Here is a 19,738-nt window from a genome sequence, read left to right on the forward strand (position 1 = left end):
ATAGTCACCAGAATGCCAGCAGGTTAACGTTAAGTGGCCCATCATTATTGTTATAAACTCCGCAGTTATTAGGTCCAACACCCGTAAGCCATGCCTGCGGCGAACCATTAATTGCGGACAGTAAAATGCATGGAGCATTAGGGAAACCAGCTGGAAATGTCCAGGTTACCCCGCTCTTCGCGCCAATCGTCATGTTCGTTCTGCACCACTGACCGCCAGCAGGGATTTTTCCCCACGCACCATTGCCATTGCTGCCTGACTGAAACTGCCAGTAAGCAACGGCACTGTTAGCTGCCGTACCGCCCGCAACCGCAAAACCCTGCCCAGGATCGCCGCCCCGGTATGCAAATCCACCCAGCACGTTTCCGAGCCGGATGTTATTGACTACCGCACCCGAAATATCGCTGGTCTGGGCATAGAATGTCTGCCCGGAATCACCGTTCAGCCCGGCTTTTTTTGCCAGCTCCGACGTCAGCAGGGAAACCGGCACGGCGGCGTTCGCATCGCCAGATGCACTTTGCACCCAGAACTTTTGTGTCGGTGAGCCACTCAGCAGGGCATGCAGGGCCAGCGCGGTATTCATCTGCCCCCGGTTCACCACGTGACCGTCCTGCGTGGCGTCTTTCGCCGAGAACTGCTGATTCACGTTACCGGCCAGCAGCGCCCGTGCGGCCAGTTGATTTGTCATCGTGGCGGCAAAATTCGGATCGTTGCCAAGCGCAGCCGCCAGCTCGTTCAGCGTGTCCAGCGCCTCCGGAGAAGAGGCAACCAGCTGGGCAATGGCTGCCTGAACAAACGCCGTATTTGCCAGCTGCGAGGAGTTGTTTCCCGCTGCTGCCGTCGGTGCTTTCGGCGTGCCGGTAAACGTCGGGCTGGCCTTCGGTGCGTACTGCGTGTGCGGGTCTGCCGCCTTGATGTGCGCATCCAACAGGCCGTCGGCGTACTGGCGCACCTCAATCGCTTTATCATCCACGTACTGCCGGGTCGCCAGCACCACCGACGGGTCGATTTTCAGCGTTACCGCGCTGGTGCTGTTCACAATGATAATCATGCGCACCGTCTGCGTGCGCCCGCTGCCCTCGGCGAGCTGCGGCTTGTAGGTCTCGGCGCAGTTAGCCACGGCAATCATGACGCCGTCGGCGTCAAACAGGCCAATCTCGCGGATCCAGAAACCGCCCTCGCCCTCCGGGATAATCTGCTCGGCAATAATCTGGCTGCCGTTAGCGGCGTCAGTCGTCAGCGAGTTAAGCGACGCGCGCCGCTTCTCGCCGATAAGTTTCGTCTGTGCCGGGTCGGGCGTGGGCAGCGCGCCGCCGCCATCACCTACCGCCATCTGCGTGATGTTCACTTTGGTGCCGAGCGCGGCAGCGTTGGCAAGCTTAGCCGCGCCCTGATTGGTCAGCAGGGCAAAATATTTTGTCGTCATGCGCTCACTTCCGTCAGGTCGATAAGATGCACCGTCGCGCCGGAATACACCGGCCCGCCGACGCTGATTAGTTCAGGGGTATAGGGGTAAACGGTCAGCTCGTCGCCGCTATAGCTGGCAACGGCCACCGGCACGGAGCCGTTTGCGTCCAGGGTAATCGACAGGCCGATGAGATGGCGGCTGCACGGCTTGGCGTCGGCAATCACGCGCTCCAGCTCGTGATACATTTCCTCGGTGATGCCGGTATCCAGCACGCCGACGTCCAGCCGGAAGGTGCCCGGCGCGTCGTTGGTTTTCCACCACTCAATTACGCGGATGAGATAGCCCAGCGGCTCCACCACGCGCCGGATCGCGCTGACGGTGCCCTTGTGCTGATGGATATAAAACGCGTCCTTCACCACCTTGCGCTTCACGCTTTCCGCCCAGCTCTCGTCCCAGCGGTCCACCGAAAACGCCCAGGCAAGATAGGGCAGAAAATTCACCGGACAGGTGTCAGGGTTCCACAGGTCGCGCAGCGGCACGTTCAGCCCGGAAATCCCGCTGCACGCCTGCGCCAGACGGCGCTCCAGCGCGGATGAGCCGGGCGGCAGCAGGCTGTTACTCATGCCAGCACCTCATCATCCGCCACGCTGATGTCCGTCCCGGTGCAGTTGCCAGCCTGCGTGCGGTCCATGATGATGTCTTCTGCCGGTTCGGTGATTTCCACCCAGTCCACACCGGCCACGCGCAGCACCGCGCCATATGACTCGCGGCGCACGCTGCGGCCCAGCTTTTTCTGTTCGATGAGGTAGGCGGCGAGCCGCTCGTTTGCGGCCTCAAGACAGGGCGCGGCGGCCACGCCGTCGAACAGGTGCAGCTTCGCCTGCACGCGGTAGTCTTTGATGGTTGCAGGCTGCACGGACACGCGGTCTGCCACCGGGCGCACGCTTTCGTCATTCAGCGCTTTGTCCACTGTATTCAGTAAATCAGCGGCTGCCGTGCCGTTGCCCTCGCGGCTCAGCACGGTGACAAGCACCGTCGCCGGTGACGGGCTGACGGCGGACACGTCCTGCACCCGCCCGTCCGCACTACGGGCGTAAAACTCGTAAGCCGCTGTCGGACCGGCAACCGATAAGCCCTCAAACGCTTCAGGCACGCGCACGCGCAGCGCGTCGTCCGATTCCATTACCGCCTCAACCGGCGGCACGGCGTCCGGATTGGCCGGGGTGATGGTCAGGCGCTGCACGTTACTGCGCGCGGCCATCTGGTCGAGGTCACTGCCGAGCGCATAAGCCACCATCACCGCCTGCGCCGCCTCGTTGATGCGCTGGCGCAGCAGGATTTCCCGGTAAACGCTTTCCTGTAAGCACTTCACAATCGGCTCGGACTCCAGCGCCAGCACGCGGCGCATGGCGGCCTGTTCGTCCGCCGGATAGAGCGCAATCAGCGCTTCCTTACGTTCGGCCAGCAGCGTTTCAAAGTCCGGCACCTCGATCACTTCCGGTGCGGGCAGCTGCGAAAGGTCAATTACTGCCACTGTTCACCCCCGTAGGCACTGACATTGCGAGCGGTGAGCCGTCGGCGCGCTGGCCGGTCAGCTCAACCACCATGGAGCCATCAAAGGCGCTGGTTATGCCTAAAGCACTGAGGCGGATACGCGGCTCCCAGCGGCTCAGCGCAGTGTACGCCGCCGCCATTACCTGAAGGCGCACCACGTCGTTCTGCGGCTGGTCAAGCAGCACCGACAGCAGCGAACCGTACTCACGTCGCCCGATGCGACTTCCTTCCGGGGTGATCAGGATGTCGCGCGCGCTCTGCTGAATGTGGTCGGTGTCGGTGATGGCTTCGCCGGTGTCGCGGTTCATGCCTAGATACATCATTGCGGGCCTCCTGATATATCGCCGCCAGACTTCACTTTGTCGTGTGCGTGCTTATCAGCAATCACGCCGTTGGAACTCATATCGCCGCCGCCCTGCGTCACCGCGCCGTTTATCATGGTTTCGCTGTTGATCAGTGTCTGGCTGGCATCCACACCCAGCTGATCGGTGATCAGCTGAATGCCGTCGGCTGCCTCGATGCGCACGCTTTTGATGTTCTTAATCAGCAACTGGCCGGTGTCCGGCTCGTACTGGAACCAACCGCCGTCGTTGAACACGGTGGTGCTGCCATTCTCTGAATAATCGGGCGGCGGGAAGGCATCGGAATAAATAGCGGGCAGCGCAAACGCGGTTTCGAGATTGCCACCGAGGCTCAGCAGCACGACCTGCTCGCCGATGGAGGGTTGCCACCACGTGCGGGTATTCCCGGCGCGGAAGGTTAGCCAGTTAATCCAGTTGGTTTCAAGGTCGCCCGTTTTCACCCGGCACAGCCAGTTGACCGCATCCACATCGGACACGGTGCCGGTGCGGATCAGGTTAGTGATAAGGCGCATGATTTCAGTCAATTGTACGTTCATAATCTATGATGCGCATATCAGAGGGGCGGCAACTACATATGTCCGTTGTGCAGAGGACTGCACAAATTTTCTATCTTATTGGGTATAAATTATGAGTAACGTAGTAATTGTTGATTTTGATAGTGCAGATGAACTTTGGGATTATTTATCCCCGACAAAACGAAGCCCCAGAGGTGAATACCATGACAGTTATTATCGCGGACACGCAGACACTGAATGGAAGCTAATTCCCTCTGTATTGAGGACTCCATCAGTAAGGGACATGTCGATATTTACAGGTGGATACAGAACTCCGCCCGTGGCAAAAGAAATGCAATTCCTTTCTGACTTTGCAAAGTATTGCGATAAAATTGGTATTCCCATCCCAAATGATTCAACAACATTTAGATATAAACATCTAAACCCAGTATTTACATACATGTCTGGAGCTAGTCAGGCATTTACTTTCCCAGAGCCTCAACTATATGAAATTATGGCTATGGCTCAACACCATAGTGTATTTACACGTTTACTCGACTGGAGCACTAATCCATATGTTGCAGCTTATTTTGCCGCGAGCGGCGCAATATCAAGGCATGAAGAAAATGGATGGTCTGAAAAAAGGCTCTGCCTCTGGATATGCAGCATAAACCCGCAAACATTCACCGAAAGCCTGAAACCTCTAAATTTCGTTACCGTCGCAGGCTCTATAAGCAAGCATATAGTCGCTCAAAGAGGAGTTTTTTCAGTTCACCCGTATTCTGCAAAAGTTGATTACACTGGTGAAGAGTCACCACAAAGTCTTGATGATATGGATTCAAACCATACAGGATATGATTTTAAGAAATTAACCTTACCTTATACAGAGTCAGTAAGATTATTACACCTTTGCGAAATTTCTGGATTCTCAGCCGTCGAACTTTTTCCAAGCGCAGACGGCGCTGGCTTGTCAATTCGGGAAGATATTATAAAACAAAAAATAATACTGAGTTATGGCTTAGCACATGATGGCTCATTACTTAAGTAGCATCATTATTCGCTTAACCATTGAATTAGATGTTGCCTGATTAAATTGTCAGTATCCTCATTAAAGCCTAGTAGCGGGCGCTCAGCGTATTTTACTTCGGTGCCGCGCCGGTTTACCCGGTCCCGCAGGCCGTAATGGTGGACGCGGACCAGCTTCTGCACGCCGGGCACAAACGCAATTTCAGCCTGATTTGCGTTTGCCTGCGCTTTGAGGTATTTCGCCGTCTTCAGCTTCGCAAACATCTTGCGGCGTATGCGGTCCGGCTTTGTTCGCGCAGTGACGCGTCGCGGCTCCCACGCCGTGCCGTCCGGGCTGCGCTGCAGCGTAATATTGTCCTGCTGAATGCGTCGCACATCGCGCGCTACTTCGCGTAGCATCTTTGTGCGCATGGCCGGTTCGAGCTGCGACAGCAGCGCACCCAACCACGCCTCAACGTCATGCAGCTCAGCCACGGCGCACCGTCCAGCCTTCCTCTGCATCGTCCGGCGCTTCCGGTTCCGGCACGGCTTCAACCGACATCACGCCGTCCACTTCCTTCACGATCACACGTTCCGTCAACTTCAGGTTCATGCTGATGTCGCAGCGATCGTTGCCGAGAATGTCCGCCTCGAAGGTGAAAAGCCGCTCCCGTTCGGTAGCGTTCTGCAGGGCGTCCGGCTGGTTGACGCCGAGCCAGAATAAAACGGGCGCCATCAGCAGATTCTGATCGCCGGTGAAGTCCGTCACCACCACGTTCAGGGTGTAGCGGTACTCCCACGAAATCGACGCGGCGGAGGTAGCAACGACCGCGCCGTTGTCCACAAACAGATGCAGGCGATCCGGGTTGTCGGCCACGTAGGGTACGGCTTTATTCAGGGCGTTTCGCAAGGACTGCGGCTTGTTCATCGTCTTTATCCTGACAGCTGATGATGGTGTCTACCTTGTCGGCGCAGGCTGCCCATGCGGCCTCGGTGTTGTCCAGCAGCGCCAGCAGATCGCCGTTACGGCGCGGTGCGGCTTCGTCCAGGCGGCACGGGGTGATTCGCGGACAGCCACTCACGGTAAGACTGACCTCCGGTGAGGGCCGGACGCTGGCGCAGCCGGATAACAGGATCAGGCATATCGGCATCAGCCCAGCGGCGAAGCTCGTCATTTTCACGTTTAAGTTCCTCAATGGTGCGCTGCCGGTCACGCAGCAGCGTGCCGTTCTGCTCGGCGGCGGCGTAAAGCTGCGTCTGCGCCCGGCTGCTGGTCTGCGTCAGAATATTGAGGGCAATCAGCTGGCCGTTTTTCTGCGACAGCTTTTTACCCTGCGCGGCTAAGTCCTTCACCTGCGCGTCGATTTTGGTATGGGCGGTGCTGAGCCGCCACGACTGCACGCCAAGCGCGGCAATCAGAACGAGCACCACCGCCGCCAGCGCGCGCATCATGCTGTTGCCCGATCCGTTAGCTGACCGCGCAGCAGATTGAATATCACCACCGCCAGCGCATAACAGACCAGCGTGATAATCCACCCGGAGAAAGCCAGAGACATCACGATCAAAAGCTTCACCGCCCAACCGAATATTTTGCTGGTAAGGGGCAACTCACCCGGTGCAAAAAATTTAATCAGCACTTTTTTTAGCTTCTGCCGCGAAGCGCCCTCAGAAATCAGTACCAGCACGGCCAGACCCGAAAGCACCGCCACCAGAATATTTAACAGCCAGGCTACGGCGACAACCACATGCACGGCTACGCCTTGCGGGTTAAACAGCGCTGCCAGCAGCATCACCACAAAAAGAATGTTTACCGTCCATTTCAGTTTTTTATCTTTCATCGCTTCAAACTCCTTTAAGGCACCATGCCATTTCACGTTGACGCCGGTTATCCAGCCCCTGATTAAACACGCCCTTCACGTACACCCAGCGCGGCAGCTGATAGCAGGCATCGCGCCAGCGCTGCTTTTTAATGAGCGCCACCATCGTTGAGCTGCAGGCGTTGCCGGTGCCGACGTTAAACGCCAGCGACACCAGCGCGTCGTAGACCGGCTGCGGCATAGAAACCGCAGCGCAGCGCGCCAGTGCCGCCTCAACGCGTAACACGTTGGTAATGAAATTCCCCGCAGCCTGCCGCTCGGTGATGGTCCGGCCCGGCACCACGCCAACGGTGTTACCAATGCCGTCGGTCCATTTACCCGCGTCGCACAGGTACGGCTTAAGGCGGCAGCCCTCATAATCGGCGATCAGCTTCAGCCCCTCGACGGAGGTGTGCAGCTGCTGGAAACCCGGCATCGTCGCGGCGATAGCCAGCACCATGCCAACGGTGCAGCGCTTAACGGTTTGCAGATTCATATTCCTCCCGCGTGATGCGTCCGGCGGCCAGCAGCTGATAGGTTTTGCGCTTGTAGTACCAGCTGATGATTGCCATCAGCAGGCCGATTAATACCCCGGCCACGGTTGAAACGTCTTTTAGCGACAGGTCGCCCAGCCACGCCATTGCCAGCGCGATGAACCAGACGATCCCGGTGCTGATTTTTTCCCACATGATTCAGTCCCAAAGCTGGACGGCCTGCACAGTGGCCGCCGCCGTCACGTCCGGCAGCTCCACCTCCAGCCCGTGCGGTAAAGTGGGGCCGTGCTCCGCCAGCCCCGGATTGGCCTGCAAAACCTGCTCCGTCATGCCCTGCGTGCGCCCGTAATGACGCCAGCAGATTTCGTCCACCGTGTCGTTCTGCTGCGCGCGCACCTTCATCAGATCAGCTCAACGGTGCAGTGCGGCGCGTTCTGTACGCGGCTGATAGCCCAGCGTGCGTCGCGCCACAGATCGCCGGTGGCGTCTTCCAGCTCTTCCCCGCGCTTCGCAGCGGCAGCGGTGGCGTCAAAGTCCTGATAACGCTCGTTCAGCACCGCGCGCGCCCAGCACCACACCGCATTCTCATAGTGATGCAGGCGCACGCTGCGCCCGGCCAAGTGCTCAGCCGGTACATCGGCCAGCCCGTTAAAGCCGCGCAGCTCCTGCTGTTCGCGCCACGGGTACAGCTCCGCGTTCACCTCCGCCATCGCAGTGAGCACCACCTGCTTCAGACGCTGCGGCGTCACCGTGCCGTCAACGCGCATCACGCTGCGAAACGTCGCCAGATCGATGTCCGGCCAGAATGAATTGTTGGGGATAATTTCCGGCGTTCCCGTCGCCTTTTCCGGCGCTACAAACTGCATGCCTTATTTCTCCTGAATAGGTGGGCGGTGGACGGGGTTTTGATGCGGCGCTGCCTGTCGCCACCCCGTGCCGCCCCGCGCGTGGGCACGTCCGGTTATCAGCTGGCGTTGCGGATTTTCCGCTCCAGCTGCTCAATGTCTTTTTTCACCCCGCAGCGCTCGTCGAGCTGCATGGCCTGCTGCAAATGGTTAAGTGCAGAAACCGGCTGGCTTTCGCGTAGCACCCAGCCGAGCGACTTGTGCAGGCGTGCGCGCGACTGATCGGGCATATCCAGATCGCCAATCACGTCGAGCGTCTGCATCAGCAGGCCGGGGTCAAAGTCGGTTTTTGCCACAAGGGAATTTTTAGCAGCGTCGGCCATTTCCTCGGCCAGCAGCGTCTGCACGTTGCGGTTGAAGCCCTGCGGCATAGACCAGCCGTGGCGGATAGCGTGGCGGCCAATGGCGAGCGCCCCGGCATAATCACCGGCATCAACGCGCCAGAGCATCACGTACATCAGCACGTCGTCCTGCTGCGTACCGTCGGCGGCCAGCACGCCATCCACCCAAGACACGTATTTCGGCAGGACTTCCACCTTGATTTCGGCCTTCTTCACGGTGGACTGAATGCCCTTGAGGCGGCGGCGATCTTCGCCGAGTTGCATCAGCATCAGGTCATAGCCCTTTAAGTGGCTACCATTGCCGCCCTTGCGGGCGGCCTCCTGTGCCAGAACATATTGCGTGTGCCGCTGAAAAGGACTCATCGCCATGCTTATGCCTCTGAGCCGCTGGCCGCAGGTGCGGTGAATTCGCCCATTTCAATGTTTTCAACCAGGCAAACGCATTCGTAATCCTCAACCACGTACGCCTCGTTGACGGACTCAAAATTCTCAACACGATCACGTTTTGGGTTGTCGATGACGGCGCGGCGGCGGCTCTCGTCCTGCCAGTAAATGGAGAGATTGTCGAGGCGGGTGATCAGTAAGGCATCAGCCGGGAAGTAAGGCGCACGCACGGCCTGTAAGCCGCCCATGCGTTTCTGGCTGATAATGAGGTCAGCGGCCAGAGCCTCGGTGTTTGGCTGCTGCTGATTCACCAGTGGGAAATATTTATCTGCCAGCAGACCGCGACCACAAACCACTACCAGATCGGTGTCGTCCTGATACTGAACGCCAATTTTGCGGTTAACCGCATCCATCACCAGAGCGTCCAGATTCGCAAAGTCACCGTTTTTACCGACGCGAACGGAAGAAGACAGACTGCCGTCTTCCTGCGGGATGCCCTTAATGACATGCACCGGTGATTCCTGGCGGATTTTTTCCAGCCAGCCAATATTGACGTCCTGCAGCAGGGGGTTTTCTACGCGGTTTGAGGTTTTCTCACGCTTCACGCCGTTAAAGCCGATCATGATGCGGTCCAGCGCCTGACGCTGGATGATGGCGTCACGAATGCGGGTCTGAAAGTCCTGGAACTTCGCCCACAAATCCAGCTTCGCATAAGGTAACGCGGTATCAAAATTGGTCTGGGTGCACTTGTAGCCAGTACCATCGATGTAAGTCGGATCGGTTGGCTGGCGCTCCTGTGAAGAGGTGTCCGTGGTGCCTGCAATGGTCGAACCTACGCCCAGCCCCAGCACTTCACCGGACTGTTCATCTACCGGGATGATGTTAATCATCTTCAGGAAGGCTGCAGACTCCTGAATTTTGCTTTCCAGCTTCTGCGCTACGGACGGCTCGACAGTGAATTTCGCGCTGATGTCCGGCACTTCCACATCGTTGAGCTTCGCGAGCTGAGTGAGGAAGGCATTAAATTTAAATCGGGTCGTTTTTTTCATCGGTCAGTTTCTCTGAAATCAGTTATGTAAAGTGGAATGGCCCGTATCAGCAGTCGGTCAGGTTCTCACTGGCACCGCTTCCACCCGGTGCGCGCTGACGGAAATCGGCGCGACTGTCTTCGCGGCCCAGCTGCTGCTTCAGTTCGGCAAAGTCTTCTTTCTGCTCTTTCAGGTCGGCCAGCTGCGTTTCCAGTTCGGCTTCCAGCTTGCTCAGGCGCTCCGCCTGCTCGTCCAGCGCCTTATCGGTGCGGGTGCTGAATTCCTGCTGCTCGGTAGCAACCAACTCCACCGCCTGATGCACGTCAGAAAATCGTGCGTCGTCGGACTGCTGCTTTTTGCTGAACAGGGCGGTGATGCGGGCAAACAGCGCGGGCTTGTCCTCCACCACTTCCAGCTCGATCACGGTTTCGGTGGCGGCGGTGAACAGGTTTTCCGGGTGCTGCTTGCGGTTCGCCAGCGGGTTCAGCTCGGCTTTCGCGCTGAAGGCCAGCATCTCGGTGCCGAGGCTCGCCGGGTCGTCGGTAGCAGCCAGGCCAACCAGATAGGCTTTGCCGGTGTCGGCAAACTTGGTGCTGACTTCCATGGAGGTGAAAAGCTTCTGGCCCTGCTTTACCAGCGCCACAAGGGAATCCGTCGGCAGGATGTCGGCATACAGCGCCAGCTTTCCGGCCAGCGGACCGTCGGTGATCTCTTCCGTTTCCAGTGCGCTTACCGTGCCGTAACGGTTAAAAGTGCTGTCCGGTGAGTACGATTTGATGTGTTCCAGATTGATGGTCGCGGTGTAAACCGCCGGGTTGTAGGCGGCGGCCATCTGAACCAGCCATTCGCGGGAAATTTCGCGTCCGTCCGTAGTGGCACCTTCCACCCCGATACGAAAACGCTTTGCTTTAACTGCCATAGGTCAGGCTCCGTTGGGTAAATCGCTTTGAAGCCTTATGTTTGCGGTTCAGAGGGGGGTGAAACAACGCGGGCACGTTGTGCGGGCAGCCACACAACGGGAGACGGCAGAAAAGGCATCGGCGGGGCCGTATTTTGGGGCCATGACAACGACACTCGCCCCCGAAGACCTCGATCCCCGCAGGCAGGCTATGCTGCTGTACTTTCAGGGATACCGTATCGCCCGCATCGCTGAAATGCTGGGAGAGAAACCCGCAACCGTTCACAGCTGGAAGAAGCGCGACAAGTGGGGCGACTACGGCCCGCTTGATCAGATGCAGCTGACCACCGCCGCGCGTTACTGCCAGTTGATCATGAAGGAGACAAAAGAAGGGAGAGACTTTAAGGAGATTGACCTGCTGGCGCGTCAGTCAGAGCGCCATGCCCGCATCGGCAAATTCAGCAACGGCGGAAACGAGGCGGATCTCAATCCCAATGTAGCGAACCGCAACAGTGGGCCGCGCAAGCCGCCGGAAAAGAACGTGTTTACCGACGAGCAGGTGGAGAAATTACAGGAGATTTTCCACGACTCCATGTTCGGCTACCAACGCCAGTGGTGGGACGCGGGCAACAAGCACCGCATCCGCAACGTGCTGAAGTCGCGCCAGATTGGCGCCACCTATTATTTTGCGCGTGAGGCGCTGCTGGATGCGCTGACCACCGGACGCAACCAGATTTTCCTGTCAGCCAGTAAGGCGCAGGCGCACGTCTTCAAGCAGTACATCATTGAGTTCGCTAAAGAGGTGGATGTAGAGCTGAAAGGCGACCCGATGACGCTCAGCAACGGCGCGTGCCTGTACTTCCTCGGCACCAACGCCCGAACCGCGCAGAGCTATCACGGCAATCTGTACCTGGATGAATACTTCTGGATCCCGAAGTTTCAGGAGCTGCGCAAGGTGGCGTCCGGCATGGCGCTGCACAAGAAGTGGCGGCAAACCTATTTCTCCACCCCGTCCAGCCTGACGCATAGCGCCTATCCGTTCTGGTCCGGTGGCCTGTTCAACCGGGGCCGCGCCAAGGCTGACCGCGTGGACATCGACCTGTCGCACATGAACCTGTCGCCCGGCCGCTTCTGCGATGACGGGCAGTTCCGCCAGATTGTCACCGTTGAGGACGCCGTGCGCGGCGGCTGTAACCTGTTTGACCTCGACCAGCTGCGCCTCGAATACAGCCCGCCGGAATACCAGAACCTGCTGATGTGCGAATTCGTGGACGATCTGGCGTCCGTGTTTCCGCTGCAGCTGCTGCAGAAGTGCATGGTGGACAGCTGGGAAGTATGGGCAGATTTCGAAGCGCTGGCGCTGCGGCCGTTCGGCTGGCGCGAAGTATGGATTGGTTACGACCCGGCGAAAGGTACGCAGAACGGCGACAGTGCCGGGTGCGTGGTGATCGCCCCGCCTGCCGTGCCGGGCGGTAAGTTTCGCATTCTGGAGCGCCACCAGTGGCGCGGCATGGACTTCCGCGCGCAGGCCGAGTCCATTAAAAAGCTGACGCAGCAGTACAACGTGACCTATATCGGCATCGACTCCACCGGCGTCGGCCTCGGCGTTTACGAGAACGTGAAGATGTTTTTCCCGGCGGTGAAGGAGTTTGTTTATAACCCGAACGTCAAAAACGCCCTGGTGCTGAAGGCGTTCGACATCATCAGCAGCGGGCGTCTGGAGTTCGACGCCGGACACCTCGATATCGCGCAGTCATTCATGGCAATCCGCCGCGCCACCACGGCCAGCGGCAACCGCCCAACCTACGAAGCCAGCCGCAGCGAAGAAGCGAGCCACGCCGATCTGGCGTGGGCGACAATGCACGCGCTGGCAAACGAACCGCTACAGGGCGAAGCCGCCCACACCGGCAACATTATGGAGATTTTTTAAATGAGCAAACGCAGGAACCGCACGCGCACGCAGCCCGTGCAGCAGGAACAGATGACCGGCGGACCGGCGGCGGAAGCGTTCACCTTTGGCGACCCGGTGCCGGTGCTGGACCGTCGCGAGCTGCTGGACTACGTGGAATGCGTGGTGATGGATAAGTGGTATGAACCGCCGGTGAGCTTCGACGGGCTGGCGCGCACGTTCCGCGCTGCTGTGCATCACAGCTCGCCGATCAACGTGAAGCGCAACATTCTGACCAGCACCTTCATCCCGCATCCGCTCTTGAGCCAGCAGGCGTTCAGCCGCTTCGTGCAGGACTATCTGGTGTTTGGCAACGCCTACCTGGAGAAGCGCACCAACAGGCTCGGCGGCGTGCTGGCGCTTGAGCCGGCACTGGCAAAATTCACGCGACGCGGCACCGATTTAGACACCTACTGGTTTGTTCAATACGGCATAAACACCCAGCCCTACGAGTTCACTAAAGGCAGCGTGTTTCACCTGATGGAGCCTGATTTAAATCAGGAAGTTTACGGCCTGCCGGAATACCTTTCGGCGATCCCGTCCACCCTGCTAAACGAGTCGGCAACGCTGTTCCGCCGCAAATACTACCTTAACGGCAGCCACGCCGGTTTCATCATGTATATGACCGATGCTGCACAGAATCAGGAAGACGTAAACAATATCCGCCAGGCAATGAAGAGTGCCAAGGGGCCGGGCAACTTCCGCAACCTGTTTATGTACTCACCGAATGGGAAGAAAGACGGGATTCAAATCATCCCACTATCAGAAGTGGCGGCTAAGGATGAGTTTCTGAATATTAAGAACGTGAGCCGTGACGACATGATGGCCGCGCACCGCGTGCCGCCGCAGATGATGGGTATCATCCCCAACAATACAGGCGGCTTTGGCGATGTTGAAAAGGCCAGCCGGGTGTTCGTGCGAAACGAACTGATGCCATTACAGAAAAGGCTTGAAGAGTTGAATGCCTGGCTGGGCGAAGAGGTGATCCGCTTTGCACCCTACACGCTAGACCTGGCAGACGACAGCCGCCCTGAATGACGTTATAACTACCCCCCACCAGAGCGCCTCAGCAGCATCCTGCGAGGCGCTCTTTTTTTGCCCCTTCATCCTCGGCCACATCAAAACGAAGCGCCAGCGCCCCGGAAATTGCGCCGCTTTTTGCACAGCTACACCCTCCAGCGCGCGCTCGTACCCCCGCCACGCCTGCGCGCTTTACGATGTGGTTTTCATGCACCTGCAAGACATAAACGAAAGCCCGCCAGAACTGGCGGGCCGGGGCATAAACGATCCTTTTGGGATCATGCGATTTCATGCAGCATAGTCATGCACTCGCGGTGTCGTCATCTTTCACCGGAACAGGTGTCGAGAAATCGTCGAAAGATTCATAGGTTTCAGTATCAAAAAGCGATACGCCTTCAATCTGTTCCATAGGGATTACGTGTCGGAAATGCATGATATTAAGAGGAACAGATACACCATCTATATTCTTGCTCAAATACAGCTCAAAATAGCGGTGCTGCTCGTGATAGCGCAACGTATCTTTATCACGGTAGCCACTGATATAAGGGATTATTGCCAGATGCTGCGTCTCATGATGTTCCATGCGAGGGGCCGCTACATACCCAATGTAAACCTTTCGGGACTTGAGCGTGACAAAAATGAGCTTATCTTCATCAATTGCCTGAAGTAGCAATGCCTCAATGCCATCCTGTGCAGCCATTTCACGGTAAGCAAGCTGACGCTTTTCATTATCCTCAAGCGCCAGCTTTGCATTATGTCCCTGCGCCCAAGCCATTACCCCAGCCATCAGCAGTGAAAGCCAGAAAAAAAGAGGGTAGGACATTATCTTTATTTCAGTCATCCAGGAGTACAAGTCAAAATCAAAAATGACCCAGAAAAATAGGATGTGATTGACTATGAAAGTGATCAAGAGGAGGAGTAGAAAAAAAATGAAAACTACTGCGACGCCCTGTACGGCAAGCTTTAGCCCATGCATTGCAACGTAAAAGTACGCATTCCAACCATCACTGCGGGCTAACTTGATGCGGGATTGGTAATGATTTTGTGTGTACCAAAACCCGCATACAAGGACAACCATTAAAATCAACGGACCCATTTACTATCCCTGTCGGTTTTTTGCCAATTCTTCCATTCGCGCACGCATGGCATCACGCACCTGCGGGTTCTTCATGTTAACCGTTGCGGAGCCGTTGAGGTCCGTAATGATTTTATCGTTCCCTGAATTACTAACATCATGACGGATAGCTTTCTGCATAATTTTACCCGGTATGGATAATAATTTGAGAAGTTCGGTCATAAAACCTCCTGATGGCACAAACGCCGCTGGCTGCGGCGCTTACTTGTGCTGTTACCTAACTATAGGACAACTGCAGAATAACAAAATTCGGCAGGAGCTACTTCTTAACTTACTTTGCCAACAGCAATCAACAGATTTCACATGAAACATTAATTACTGCCTAACGCCTCGCAGGGCTCGTTGTTCAACCCTGCCGACGCCAAAAGCAAGTTTTGGCGCCATCAGGGTTATCAGTGTAACCAGCTGTCATCTTCCCAAACGTTCTGCAGGAGATCATTCAAACGGCGCTTATCGTCGTCGAGGTTGAATCCCAGCATTTCAATACTGGTGTAACTGCCCTGCCGAACTCGTACAATGGTTTCAGGAAACAGCGCTTGAATCCGCTTGCTAACCTCATTCTGAAAGGCACTTAAAATCGACTGGCTTAGTTTTTGATTTTTATCGAGTATGATTTCAACGCGCATACCTTCTCCTTCTAGTGATCGAGAGGGGCAGCGGAAAAGATTACAGAAAATTGCCTATTTCGAACTTCCATTTCTCCAGCAATATCCGCGATTAGGCTCAAGGCTATTTCCCTGTCGCCCTCCCTACACATACCTTCGCTTGCCAATCTGGCAATCAATTCAACACGTTCCAGCCGCACGCGCTCTTGTAAATCATCTTCCATCTTGCCCTCCCCACCGAAATACTGTACATAAATACAGTATAGTTATTTTGAATAATTGTGAAATGATTTTTTACGTCAAAATGGCACTAACCTCGCATGATGCGAGGAATTAATAATCATGAAGACCAACGAGTTATGAGAAAAGCGTGTATTGATTTAATGGCTGGTACTAAGGCCGTATTACTGTTAGCAGGCGATCTTGGAACAGGCCAGTGTCTACATATGGTTGTAGTTTCTGAAGATATGACCCAATCCGTTCCGACAGAAAAATGGGCAAAGGCGCTAGCTGTATGCCAGCAAAAAGCTATTGAGCTTAAATATGAAGTTACCCGCATCCGTGGCGGTGCTCTGGCAGGGATTTCACGAGCAGGTTCACCCAATAATTAAATCCACCTCTTCCATTTATCATCTTCCTGCAGGCGTTCATTTTGGAAATAAATTCGCATTCCGGCGCCTGAGTTCAGGCTTCCGCCTGACAGAAGCATATTGATTTCTGCGGTGTCACCTTGAAAACCTCTCAGCTGTAACTCTGCAACAAGCTGCGCCTTCTGAAGAGCATCAATTTCCTTATGGCAGCTCTGTCTTTTCGGTGGCTTTACCATTCTGAGTCGCGCCAGCAATTCCCGTCGTTCTTTTCTACTCATATTGTCGAAGTCCACTGGCACAATCTGCGCCGCTTCGCCCTGTTCAGAAGGCTCAGGAAAAACAAAATCACTCTCTGATATGTTCATTTTTTCATCATGGGGACAGTTATTGCCACGAGTCCAAGGGGCGCAAGCGCCCTGGTCGGCTGTCGCCTCCTGAACGTCAACGGCTTTACGAACCATTTTCCATTTTGTTGCATGCGTGCAAATCCGACCCTCAACTAAAGGGGACCAGATGCCATAAATACGCGTGCCATGATCGCCGTATGCGCTCGGCTCGTCGTTAAGCTCATACGCCGTTCTGGCGATGTGGTGCTTGCGTGGCACCAATACACCGCCCTGCTTCATGATGTAGGTAGCGAAACAACCAGCATCAGCAGCGGCAAGTACCGCATCAAGTTGTGCATTTTCCAGCACCTGCGCACCGGCTTTTTTATCGCTCTGCATTCGAAGTGCCTGGCTGGCGAGTAAACGCAACTCCCTATAAGCCTGACGCCCCGGAATACCAAAGAAACGGAACTGCTGAACACGGTGCAGTGATGCCCATGCGCTGACGTGCTCTGCGTTATCGCGCAGTGATTTGCCAGTTTCTTTGCTGATTTCGTCGCCTAACCCGCGCCCATCAATGTTTTTACTGACGTATTTGGCGATATAGCTTGTCGGCGTCCCCTTACGTGAATCGATTAGCTCTGACTTGAAGCGCGGGCCGGTATTACTTCCCAGCTCCTCGCGATCTTCGCGAATAGCGAATTTACGCAGCAACTCGGTGATAGAGCGGCGGTCTTTTTTGCGCATAAAGCACAACAGATGCCAGTGGACAGTGCCATCGTGATGAGGCTCCGCAACGCGGACGCCATACCAGCGCATTCCTTTTTTGTGCATGGCTTTACGGAAAGCTGCAAAAGTTTCGACCAGATAGTCACTGCTCTGGCGAACTGATTCACTGGTCCACTTGGGGTTTGGTCTGCCGTTGTTCAGCGTGGCGTGGAAGCGTGACGGGCAAGTAATTGTGTAGAACACCGAACAGTCGCCACGCATTTCAGCAATAAGCTCCAGCCCTTTAACGCAGGCCATCATTTCATTGCGTCGATGCGCCGGATTGCTGTTGCTGGCGTTCACCACATCTTCCATGTCGAGCGTGTCACCATCCGCATTTACCAGCTCATGAGAACGGAAAAACTCCAGTGATTTGCGACGCTGCTCGCGCTTATGGATCACTGCCTCATAACTGACGTACGGCGATGATTTTTTATTTACCAGACAGGCGGCGCGTAGCTGTTCCTCTCGCCATTCGCATCGCATTTGCCAAAGCTTGCGATACCACCAATCAGCACACAGCATGCGAGCCAAAGAAGGCGGGATCAGATCGTAATTAACTGGTTTGCGGCGGCGTTTCTTTCTGCGCAGGTGCTCAAATGCGGGAGGGATAACATCAAGGCGCATTGCTTCAGCGGCAACTGCTTCCCATACCTGCCGCACCTGCTCTGGTTTTACATCATCAGAAACAAACAGATTGGTACTTGCGGCATCAAGGCACATGCTCATGTGCGCGCCAACCAACGTTGATAACCTTTTTACCTCATTCTGATTCATTTCAGGCAGGGTTATCAGTCCCTCAAGCCCGTTATGGCTCGCCATGAAACGGAAAGAAGCAGATACCTGGCTATCGCGCACTCGGTCCAGCCGCTTGAGGCAGGGACGGATTGTTTCTTGCAGATAACGGGAATATGCCTGCGGTTTGCCTAGTCCGTGGAAGAACTTAATTTTTTCCATCAGCGGCTTGCTGATGTGGGCCGGCTCAGCACTGACGTTCGCAACGATGATTAGGTCAGGGTTAAACCTCTGCTGCTCACGGGCCATTTTGGCGCGGCTTATGAGCCTGTCCTGCTCCATTTCACGCTGAATAGGATCACGTGCGTCATTGTAAAAATAGCGATTCCAAACCTCATCACTCAAAGCTTCGCGGCGCAACTGCTCCTGCTGGTTGTCCGCAGCATAAAGACTGATCAGGTTTGAAAGCGCAGAAACCGGCGCTACTTCCGCCGGATCTGTTTGTGGATTGATTGCTTTTTTTGGTGCGTTCCACGGGTAAGCATAAGATCCAATCATGCAACCGTCTCGCCAGCCGCCATATCGATACCGCTCCAAATCATGCCGCTTTTTGGTTTGCGTGAAGCGATAATTTCCGCTGCGCGCTTGCCTTCACCGGCTTTAACGCCAACCGAGCGAGCCACAGTGATTTTGGTAATGTCGAAAGCGCGATAAATACTGCGGGTGAAAAGCGTGTCGCTATTGGACAGGATTACCGGGTTATGCTCGGAAATGCCCAGCAGATAACAGGCCAGAGAGTGCTGGTCGTCCTCATTAAATCCACCTGTGTGATATTCGGTGAACGTGCCGTGATATGGCGGATCGCAATAAACGACATCATCAGCCTTTACCATGCCAAGCGTTTCCTGATAGCCAGCGCAAATGAACGTCGCGCGCTGCGCCTTCTCAGCAAACATTTCAATTTCATAAAGCGGGTAATAGGGTTTCGCGTAATGTCCGAAAGGAATATTAAATTCGCCCTTGAGGTTGTAGCGGCAAACTCCGCGATAACCGTGGCGGTTCAGGTACAGAAAATGTGCCGCACGCTCCAGCAGGGGCATTGATGCATTTTCATTAAATTCTTTGCGCGCACGGTAATAGCTTTCTTCAGTCGTGTTTTGGCTGAATAAAGCCATCGCCACCACGATAAACGGACGCGTGTGTTCTTTAATCTGGCGGTACATATTGATGAGGTCGGGATTAATATCAGCGACCAGATATTCGGGGTAATCGGTATTCATCATAACCGCGCATGAACCTGCGAACGGCTCAACAAGGCGATTACCAGCAGGAAGATTTGCCGACAGCTCAGTCATTACACGGACTTTACTTCCCGGCCATTTCAAAATGGTATTCATAAGGCAGCCCCTTTGTAATGAGCGCTTTTAAGCTCGCTGACTTCCTTGCATGTCACGCAAACAGAAACGCCCGGCAGCGCACGGCGTCGGGCTTCAGGAATTACGGCATCACATGACTGGCAGAAAAATTCGCTTGCGCCGGTAGGGTGCTGTTTAGCGTTTGCCAGATTGCGCGCCAGTTCTTCTTCAACGCGCTGCTGCACCAAGTCCATTGAATCCGCCATTAGTGCAACGCCTCCCGCGCTTCGCTCTCATAACGCTCAGCTTCCTGACGCAGAAGCTCTGCAGCTTCAACACCGCTCAAGCCTTTTTGCTGAATGCGCATAGCAAGATCAGTTAAACGTCGAGCTACCTGCATGCCCCGCTCGGCACGTTCTTCTGCGCGGGCGGATGTGATGATTGTGGAAAGCTGCTCGACATTTGCGTCGAATTTCCGTGTTTCGATATTTCGCATATTTAAATCTCCAGAATTTGGGCAAAAGAAT

At 55.6% G+C, this 19,738-nt stretch carries 30 protein-coding genes; 4 read left to right on the plus strand and 26 right to left on the minus strand.

Going from position 1 to position 19,738, the window contains the following annotated elements:
* Positions 1–4: 4 nt before the first annotated feature.
* From ACXIZX_RS16380 to ACXIZX_RS16400, 5 genes are read right to left on the minus strand one after another with little or no spacing between them, the layout of a single operon-like run.
* Complete coding sequence (locus ACXIZX_RS16380) at positions 5–1,426, minus strand: phage tail protein (protein ID WP_479404567.1); 1,422 nt, start codon at positions 1,424–1,426, stop codon at positions 5–7.
* Positions 1,423–2,031: a phage tail protein I gene (locus ACXIZX_RS16385; RefSeq protein WP_479404568.1), complete on the minus strand. Its 609-nt coding sequence runs from the start codon at positions 2,029–2,031 to the stop codon at positions 1,423–1,425. Before ACXIZX_RS16385 ends, ACXIZX_RS16380 begins: the two co-directional genes overlap by 4 nt.
* Complete coding sequence (locus ACXIZX_RS16390) at positions 2,028–2,942, minus strand: baseplate J/gp47 family protein (protein WP_479404569.1); 915 nt, start codon at positions 2,940–2,942, stop codon at positions 2,028–2,030. The genes ACXIZX_RS16385 and ACXIZX_RS16390 overlap by 4 nt, the downstream gene beginning before the upstream one ends.
* On the minus strand, positions 2,929–3,285 hold the full coding sequence (locus tag ACXIZX_RS16395; RefSeq protein ID WP_479404570.1) for a GPW/gp25 family protein: 357 nt from the start codon (positions 3,283–3,285) through the stop codon (positions 2,929–2,931). The genes ACXIZX_RS16390 and ACXIZX_RS16395 overlap by 14 nt, the downstream gene beginning before the upstream one ends.
* Complete coding sequence (locus ACXIZX_RS16400; RefSeq protein ID WP_479404571.1) at positions 3,282–3,860, minus strand: phage baseplate assembly protein V; 579 nt, start codon at positions 3,858–3,860, stop codon at positions 3,282–3,284. Before ACXIZX_RS16400 ends, ACXIZX_RS16395 begins: the two co-directional genes overlap by 4 nt.
* 91 nt (positions 3,861–3,951) lie before the next feature.
* On the opposite strand from ACXIZX_RS16400, the gene ACXIZX_RS16405 reads away from it, so the two are divergent.
* Positions 3,952–4,866: an FRG domain-containing protein gene (locus ACXIZX_RS16405; protein ID WP_479404572.1), complete on the plus strand. Its 915-nt coding sequence runs from the start codon at positions 3,952–3,954 to the stop codon at positions 4,864–4,866.
* 5 nt (positions 4,867–4,871) lie between these two features.
* Here ACXIZX_RS16405 and ACXIZX_RS16410 read toward each other — a convergent pair whose 3' ends face one another.
* The 12 genes from ACXIZX_RS16410 to ACXIZX_RS16465 all read right to left on the minus strand — a co-directional run bounded on the left by ACXIZX_RS16410 (position 4,872) and on the right by ACXIZX_RS16465 (position 10,750).
* The gene (locus tag ACXIZX_RS16410; protein WP_479404573.1) at positions 4,872–5,318 is read right to left on the minus strand and encodes a phage virion morphogenesis protein; all 447 of its coding nucleotides are present in this window, start codon (positions 5,316–5,318) and stop codon (positions 4,872–4,874) included.
* Positions 5,311–5,751 carry a phage tail protein gene (locus tag ACXIZX_RS16415; RefSeq protein ID WP_479404574.1) on the minus strand — a complete coding sequence of 147 codons (441 nt, stop codon included), beginning with the start codon at positions 5,749–5,751 and terminating at the stop codon, positions 5,311–5,313. The genes ACXIZX_RS16410 and ACXIZX_RS16415 overlap by 8 nt, the downstream gene beginning before the upstream one ends.
* A complete protein-coding gene (gene lysC, locus ACXIZX_RS16420; protein WP_479404888.1) occupies positions 5,714–5,962 on the minus strand; it encodes an Rz1-like lysis system protein LysC in 249 nt (82 codons plus the stop codon). The genes ACXIZX_RS16415 and lysC overlap by 38 nt, the downstream gene beginning before the upstream one ends.
* Entirely contained in the window at positions 5,847–6,275 is a 429-nt protein-coding gene (lysB, locus tag ACXIZX_RS16425) for an Rz-like lysis system protein LysB (RefSeq protein WP_479404575.1), read from the minus strand. The genes lysC and lysB overlap by 116 nt, the downstream gene beginning before the upstream one ends.
* On the minus strand, positions 6,272–6,661 hold the full coding sequence (locus ACXIZX_RS16430; RefSeq protein WP_479404576.1) for a DNZ54_00345 family protein: 390 nt from the start codon (positions 6,659–6,661) through the stop codon (positions 6,272–6,274). Before ACXIZX_RS16430 ends, lysB begins: the two co-directional genes overlap by 4 nt.
* Positions 6,662–6,665: 4 nt before the next feature.
* Positions 6,666–7,175 (minus strand): lysozyme, encoded by a 510-nt coding sequence (locus tag ACXIZX_RS16435; RefSeq protein ID WP_479404577.1) that lies wholly within the window; start codon positions 7,173–7,175, stop codon positions 6,666–6,668.
* Entirely contained in the window at positions 7,156–7,368 is a 213-nt protein-coding gene (locus tag ACXIZX_RS16440) for an HP1 family phage holin (protein ID WP_179452097.1), read from the minus strand. Before ACXIZX_RS16440 ends, ACXIZX_RS16435 begins: the two co-directional genes overlap by 20 nt.
* Positions 7,369–7,371: 3 nt before the next feature.
* Positions 7,372–7,575: a tail protein X gene (locus ACXIZX_RS16445; RefSeq protein WP_479404578.1), complete on the minus strand. Its 204-nt coding sequence runs from the start codon at positions 7,573–7,575 to the stop codon at positions 7,372–7,374.
* Positions 7,575–8,039: a head completion/stabilization protein gene (locus ACXIZX_RS16450; RefSeq protein ID WP_479404579.1), complete on the minus strand. Its 465-nt coding sequence runs from the start codon at positions 8,037–8,039 to the stop codon at positions 7,575–7,577. The genes ACXIZX_RS16445 and ACXIZX_RS16450 overlap by 1 nt, the downstream gene beginning before the upstream one ends.
* 98 nt (positions 8,040–8,137) lie before the next feature.
* The gene (locus tag ACXIZX_RS16455; protein ID WP_479404580.1) at positions 8,138–8,788 is read right to left on the minus strand and encodes a phage terminase small subunit; all 651 of its coding nucleotides are present in this window, start codon (positions 8,786–8,788) and stop codon (positions 8,138–8,140) included.
* A gap of 2 nt (positions 8,789–8,790) precedes the next feature.
* Positions 8,791–9,852, minus strand: a complete 1,062-nt coding sequence (locus tag ACXIZX_RS16460) for a phage major capsid protein, P2 family (protein WP_479404581.1) — start codon at positions 9,850–9,852, stop codon at positions 8,791–8,793.
* 46 nt (positions 9,853–9,898) lie between these two features.
* Positions 9,899–10,750 (minus strand): GPO family capsid scaffolding protein, encoded by an 852-nt coding sequence (locus ACXIZX_RS16465; RefSeq protein WP_479404582.1) that lies wholly within the window; start codon positions 10,748–10,750, stop codon positions 9,899–9,901.
* Between the two features lie 142 nt (positions 10,751–10,892).
* On the opposite strand from ACXIZX_RS16465, the gene ACXIZX_RS16470 reads away from it, so the two are divergent.
* Positions 10,893–12,659 carry a terminase ATPase subunit family protein gene (locus tag ACXIZX_RS16470; RefSeq protein WP_479404583.1) on the plus strand — a complete coding sequence of 589 codons (1,767 nt, stop codon included), beginning with the start codon at positions 10,893–10,895 and terminating at the stop codon, positions 12,657–12,659.
* Positions 12,660–13,715, plus strand: coding sequence for a phage portal protein (locus tag ACXIZX_RS16475; protein ID WP_479404584.1), 1,056 nt, complete (start codon positions 12,660–12,662; stop codon positions 13,713–13,715). It begins immediately after the preceding gene.
* 28 nt (positions 13,716–13,743) lie between these two features.
* Here the strand turns inward: ACXIZX_RS16475 and ACXIZX_RS16480 are convergent, their stop codons facing one another.
* The 5 genes from ACXIZX_RS16480 to ACXIZX_RS16500 form a co-directional block, all read right to left on the minus strand.
* Complete coding sequence (locus tag ACXIZX_RS16480; RefSeq protein WP_479404585.1) at positions 13,744–13,989, minus strand: hypothetical protein; 246 nt, start codon at positions 13,987–13,989, stop codon at positions 13,744–13,746.
* A gap of 9 nt (positions 13,990–13,998) precedes the next feature.
* On the minus strand, positions 13,999–14,793 hold the full coding sequence (locus ACXIZX_RS16485) for a hypothetical protein (protein ID WP_479404586.1): 795 nt from the start codon (positions 14,791–14,793) through the stop codon (positions 13,999–14,001).
* Between the two features lie 3 nt (positions 14,794–14,796).
* Positions 14,797–14,994 carry a hypothetical protein gene (locus ACXIZX_RS16490; protein WP_210082123.1) on the minus strand — a complete coding sequence of 66 codons (198 nt, stop codon included), beginning with the start codon at positions 14,992–14,994 and terminating at the stop codon, positions 14,797–14,799.
* Positions 14,995–15,224: 230 nt separating this feature from the next.
* Positions 15,225–15,458 (minus strand): DinI-like family protein, encoded by a 234-nt coding sequence (locus ACXIZX_RS16495; RefSeq protein ID WP_479404587.1) that lies wholly within the window; start codon positions 15,456–15,458, stop codon positions 15,225–15,227.
* A gap of 11 nt (positions 15,459–15,469) precedes the next feature.
* Positions 15,470–15,661 (minus strand): hypothetical protein, encoded by a 192-nt coding sequence (locus tag ACXIZX_RS16500; RefSeq protein WP_479404588.1) that lies wholly within the window; start codon positions 15,659–15,661, stop codon positions 15,470–15,472.
* Positions 15,662–15,757: 96 nt separating this feature from the next.
* Here ACXIZX_RS16500 and ACXIZX_RS16505 point away from each other — a divergent pair, with 96 nt between their 5' ends.
* Positions 15,758–16,048, plus strand: a complete 291-nt coding sequence (locus ACXIZX_RS16505) for a hypothetical protein (RefSeq protein WP_479404589.1) — start codon at positions 15,758–15,760, stop codon at positions 16,046–16,048.
* On the opposite strand, the gene ACXIZX_RS16510 is transcribed toward ACXIZX_RS16505, so the two are convergent.
* The 4 genes from ACXIZX_RS16510 to ACXIZX_RS16525 are packed head-to-tail and all read right to left on the minus strand — an operon-like array spanning position 16,045 to position 19,707.
* On the minus strand, positions 16,045–18,414 hold the full coding sequence (locus ACXIZX_RS16510) for a replication endonuclease (RefSeq protein ID WP_479404590.1): 2,370 nt from the start codon (positions 18,412–18,414) through the stop codon (positions 16,045–16,047). The two genes, ACXIZX_RS16505 and ACXIZX_RS16510, sit on opposite strands and share 4 nt — an antisense overlap.
* Positions 18,411–19,253, minus strand: a complete 843-nt coding sequence (locus tag ACXIZX_RS16515) for a DNA adenine methylase (protein WP_479404591.1) — start codon at positions 19,251–19,253, stop codon at positions 18,411–18,413. Before ACXIZX_RS16515 ends, ACXIZX_RS16510 begins: the two co-directional genes overlap by 4 nt.
* Complete coding sequence (locus tag ACXIZX_RS16520; RefSeq protein WP_479404592.1) at positions 19,250–19,477, minus strand: TraR/DksA family transcriptional regulator; 228 nt, start codon at positions 19,475–19,477, stop codon at positions 19,250–19,252. Before ACXIZX_RS16520 ends, ACXIZX_RS16515 begins: the two co-directional genes overlap by 4 nt.
* On the minus strand, positions 19,477–19,707 hold the full coding sequence (locus ACXIZX_RS16525; RefSeq protein ID WP_101762943.1) for a DUF2732 family protein: 231 nt from the start codon (positions 19,705–19,707) through the stop codon (positions 19,477–19,479). The genes ACXIZX_RS16520 and ACXIZX_RS16525 overlap by 1 nt, the downstream gene beginning before the upstream one ends.
* Between the last annotated feature and the right edge of the window lie 31 nt (positions 19,708–19,738).

The organism is Candidatus Pantoea symbiotica, assembly GCF_056491525.1.

Excerpts from the sequence above, each read along its gene's own strand:
- ACXIZX_RS16380 (WP_479404567.1), bottom strand. The coding sequence starts at position 1,426 with ATGACGACAAAATATTTTGCCCTGCTGACCAATCAGGGCGCGGCTAAG.
- ACXIZX_RS16385 (WP_479404568.1), bottom strand. The coding sequence starts at position 2,031 with ATGAGTAACAGCCTGCTGCCGCCCGGCTCATCCGCGCTGGAGCGCCGT.
- ACXIZX_RS16395 (WP_479404570.1), bottom strand. The coding sequence starts at position 3,285 with ATGATGTATCTAGGCATGAACCGCGACACCGGCGAAGCCATCACCGAC.
- ACXIZX_RS16400 (WP_479404571.1), bottom strand. The coding sequence starts at position 3,860 with ATGAACGTACAATTGACTGAAATCATGCGCCTTATCACTAACCTGATC.
- ACXIZX_RS16405 (WP_479404572.1), top strand. The coding sequence starts at position 3,952 with ATGAGTAACGTAGTAATTGTTGATTTTGATAGTGCAGATGAACTTTGG.
- ACXIZX_RS16415 (WP_479404574.1), bottom strand. The coding sequence starts at position 5,751 with ATGAACAAGCCGCAGTCCTTGCGAAACGCCCTGAATAAAGCCGTACCC.
- lysB (WP_479404575.1), bottom strand. The coding sequence starts at position 6,275 with ATGATGCGCGCGCTGGCGGCGGTGGTGCTCGTTCTGATTGCCGCGCTT.
- ACXIZX_RS16430 (WP_479404576.1), bottom strand. The coding sequence starts at position 6,661 with ATGAAAGATAAAAAACTGAAATGGACGGTAAACATTCTTTTTGTGGTG.
- ACXIZX_RS16435 (WP_479404577.1), bottom strand. The coding sequence starts at position 7,175 with ATGAATCTGCAAACCGTTAAGCGCTGCACCGTTGGCATGGTGCTGGCT.
- ACXIZX_RS16440 (WP_179452097.1), bottom strand. The coding sequence starts at position 7,368 with ATGTGGGAAAAAATCAGCACCGGGATCGTCTGGTTCATCGCGCTGGCA.
- ACXIZX_RS16445 (WP_479404578.1), bottom strand. The coding sequence starts at position 7,575 with ATGAAGGTGCGCGCGCAGCAGAACGACACGGTGGACGAAATCTGCTGG.
- ACXIZX_RS16450 (WP_479404579.1), bottom strand. The coding sequence starts at position 8,039 with ATGCAGTTTGTAGCGCCGGAAAAGGCGACGGGAACGCCGGAAATTATC.
- ACXIZX_RS16455 (WP_479404580.1), bottom strand. The coding sequence starts at position 8,788 with ATGGCGATGAGTCCTTTTCAGCGGCACACGCAATATGTTCTGGCACAG.
- ACXIZX_RS16460 (WP_479404581.1), bottom strand. The coding sequence starts at position 9,852 with ATGAAAAAAACGACCCGATTTAAATTTAATGCCTTCCTCACTCAGCTC.
- ACXIZX_RS16465 (WP_479404582.1), bottom strand. The coding sequence starts at position 10,750 with ATGGCAGTTAAAGCAAAGCGTTTTCGTATCGGGGTGGAAGGTGCCACT.
- ACXIZX_RS16470 (WP_479404583.1), top strand. The coding sequence starts at position 10,893 with ATGACAACGACACTCGCCCCCGAAGACCTCGATCCCCGCAGGCAGGCT.
- ACXIZX_RS16475 (WP_479404584.1), top strand. The coding sequence starts at position 12,660 with ATGAGCAAACGCAGGAACCGCACGCGCACGCAGCCCGTGCAGCAGGAA.
- ACXIZX_RS16480 (WP_479404585.1), bottom strand. The coding sequence starts at position 13,989 with ATGAAATCGCATGATCCCAAAAGGATCGTTTATGCCCCGGCCCGCCAG.
- ACXIZX_RS16485 (WP_479404586.1), bottom strand. The coding sequence starts at position 14,793 with ATGGGTCCGTTGATTTTAATGGTTGTCCTTGTATGCGGGTTTTGGTAC.
- ACXIZX_RS16490 (WP_210082123.1), bottom strand. The coding sequence starts at position 14,994 with ATGACCGAACTTCTCAAATTATTATCCATACCGGGTAAAATTATGCAG.
- ACXIZX_RS16495 (WP_479404587.1), bottom strand. The coding sequence starts at position 15,458 with ATGCGCGTTGAAATCATACTCGATAAAAATCAAAAACTAAGCCAGTCG.
- ACXIZX_RS16500 (WP_479404588.1), bottom strand. The coding sequence starts at position 15,661 with ATGGAAGATGATTTACAAGAGCGCGTGCGGCTGGAACGTGTTGAATTG.
- ACXIZX_RS16505 (WP_479404589.1), top strand. The coding sequence starts at position 15,758 with ATGATGCGAGGAATTAATAATCATGAAGACCAACGAGTTATGAGAAAA.
- ACXIZX_RS16510 (WP_479404590.1), bottom strand. The coding sequence starts at position 18,414 with ATGATTGGATCTTATGCTTACCCGTGGAACGCACCAAAAAAAGCAATC.
- ACXIZX_RS16515 (WP_479404591.1), bottom strand. The coding sequence starts at position 19,253 with ATGAATACCATTTTGAAATGGCCGGGAAGTAAAGTCCGTGTAATGACT.
- ACXIZX_RS16520 (WP_479404592.1), bottom strand. The coding sequence starts at position 19,477 with ATGGCGGATTCAATGGACTTGGTGCAGCAGCGCGTTGAAGAAGAACTG.
- ACXIZX_RS16525 (WP_101762943.1), bottom strand. The coding sequence starts at position 19,707 with ATGCGAAATATCGAAACACGGAAATTCGACGCAAATGTCGAGCAGCTT.